Origin of the sequence: Mangrovihabitans endophyticus (assembly GCF_014646155.1) — a bacterium.
Taxonomy (GTDB): domain Bacteria; phylum Actinomycetota; class Actinomycetes; order Mycobacteriales; family Micromonosporaceae; genus Actinoplanes; species Actinoplanes endophyticus.
The window spans coordinates 1-1,028 of sequence record NZ_BMMX01000125.1; the positions used below are offsets into that span (position 1 = coordinate 1).

Sequence of the window (1,028 nt, forward strand, 5' to 3'; positions counted from 1 at the left end):
CGCGCCTCGTGCGAGGAGCCGACGGGCGGCTGCGGGAACAACGCCCGCCGGCGAGGGCAACGGTACGAGGTCCGACCGCTCCGCGGCGCCCTGACATGCCGCCGATCGCTCGTTGCGCTGCGTGACGTGCCGCGTCCCGGCGCGGTCGTGAGGTGCTTCCGAGGCTCCGTGAGCTTCCGGCGGGGGCGGTGTCGCCGGGGCCCGGGCTGCAGACGATCCGTCGACGCGAGCGGGGGATGTCGCCCGTTTCCTTGATGGCCCGTGGTCGTGGCCGTCCGGCATCATGGCCGGCATGGACGTCGAGGAACTGTTCGCGCGCCACCCGCAGGTCTTCCACACGATGTCCGCGACCGCCTGGCCGTCGGTACAACGGCACGGCCTGCTGTCCACGCAGCGCCTGATCGACCTGTTCGGCCTCGACACCGCCGAACGCGACCGGCTTTTGAACGCACCACGCAAGCAGTCCACCGTCCTGCGCGCACCCGGCCTGCCGCCGGCCGTGATCCGGGATCAGAAGCCGATGAAGTTCATCGCGGAAAAGATCGATCCGCAGTCCTCGCTGGCCGCCTATCTCGCCGCGATCAACTCCCGGGTCTTCTTCTGGGCCAGTCCCGAGCGGCTGGACCGGCTGCGCCAGGCGAAGGAGTACCGCGCCGAGGACCAGGTGGTTCTGCACGTCGACACCCGCGCCCTCATCGAGCGGCACGGCTCACGTATCGAACTGTGCCGGCTCAACTCCGGGGCGGTGACGCAGAAGAACCACCCTCTGCGCGGGCACCGATCCTGGCTGCCGATTCCCGACTACCCGTACGACGAATACCGCCGCCGGTACGGCCGCGACGGCGCCCTGGTAGAGGTCACCGTGCTGGACGCCGTCCCGGACATCCTCGACCTGACCAACAAGATCGAAGGCGCCGTCGGCTGATCGAGCCGGTCCACCAGGCGCCAAGCTGAACAACCCTTGCAGCAAACCATCACTCGTGCGCCGTGACGCTTCGCAACCGTGCGCCGACCGTCGGACATGCCGA

General features: G+C 69.4%; 1 protein-coding gene. It reads left to right on the top strand.

Annotation, left to right across the window (positions count from 1 at the left end; genetic code table 11):
• Positions 1 to 292: 292 nt before the first annotated feature.
• On the top strand, positions 293 to 925 hold the full coding sequence (locus tag IEY73_RS32685) for a DUF7002 family protein (protein WP_189083217.1): 633 nt from the start codon (positions 293 to 295) through the stop codon (positions 923 to 925).
• Positions 926 to 1,028: the final 103 nt, after the last annotated feature.